This window comes from Synechococcus sp. B60.1 (genome assembly GCF_047462555.1).
Taxonomy (GTDB): Bacteria; Cyanobacteriota; Cyanobacteriia; order Thermostichales; family Thermostichaceae; genus Thermostichus.
Genome location: NZ_JANSJN010000225.1, coordinates 1 through 1,015, shown reverse-complemented (window position 1 = coordinate 1,015; position 1,015 = coordinate 1). Strand labels below are relative to the sequence as shown.

Genomic DNA, 1,015 nt, shown 5'->3' with positions numbered 1-1,015 from the left:
ATCTCCAACCCCGTCTTCTCTGCCAGCGGCCTGAGAGTAGCCAAGGTGCGCCGCATCGGGCTGACGTAGAGGGCCTGCCAAGGGATCCCGGCATAGGCGGCGGCAAAAGCTTCTGCCATCTGCTGGCCTTCGGGGGGGAGGTCGGGATCGAGGGCGCCACAAAAGCTACCGGAACGGCTGTAGGGGGTTTCCCCGTGTCTGAGTAGGTACAGTCTGAGGCTCATGGGAGAAGATTCCAGGGGAGTTAAACTCCGCTACTCTAGCTCCCCAACTTTAAGATCCCTTTATCCCCCCTCGGGGCGGTGGTTGGTGGTGGGGATGTAGATGCGGCTGCCGGCCCACTGCAGCTTTTCTCGCAGGGTGCGGAAGTAGGAGAGGTCTTTTTCTAGGATCATCAGCTTGGCCGGCAGGGGAGCCCGTTGAATTTGCACCCACTGGCCGGGGTTGACCGATTGAGCCAAGACACCATCAGTCCAGAGGCGGGTCAGCCCTTCCGGATCAGCAAGGGGCCAGATCTCCACCGTGGCCGTGCCGCTGATAACAATGGGCCGGCTGGACAAGCTGAGGGGACAAATGGGGGTGATGATGATGGCCTCAAAGGTAGGTTCCAGGATGGGACCATTGGCTGCCAAAGTGTAGGAAGTGGATCCCGTTGGCGTGGCCACCAGCACGCCATCCCCGTGGTACTGATCCAAAATCTCGCCATTGACTTCGATTTCCATGATGGCGGCGGGCAGGCGTTCCCGGTTGATGGGCTTGAGGCACATTTCGTTGAGGGCGTAGTAGACTTCGCTGACCGGGCGACCCTGCCGCTTGCCCTCCTCAGGGATAGCCCCTTGCCCCAATTGCGCTTGCTCCCAAATCTGGGCCTGCAACATCATGCGGGCTTGCAGGACGAAGTCTCCTGCCTGAATGCGATCCCAGGGATCCTGGTGCAGCACCCGCTCTGATTGAGCCAAAAACCCCAGCCTGCCCCCCGACTGAATGGGCAAAATCGGGATCCCGTGCGGGGCCA

The 1,015-nt window shown here is 60.7% G+C and carries 2 protein-coding genes; both read right to left on the bottom strand.

The annotated features are described in order from the left end of the window. The coding region (locus tag NW863_RS13180) for a histidine phosphatase family protein (protein ID WP_414366900.1) at positions 1 to 224 on the bottom strand (224 nt) is incomplete at its 3' end. A gap of 60 nt (positions 225 to 284) precedes the next feature. Next, positions 285 to 1,015 (bottom strand): NAD(+) kinase (locus NW863_RS13175; protein ID WP_414366898.1); only part of this gene is annotated, 731 nt, incomplete at its 5' end.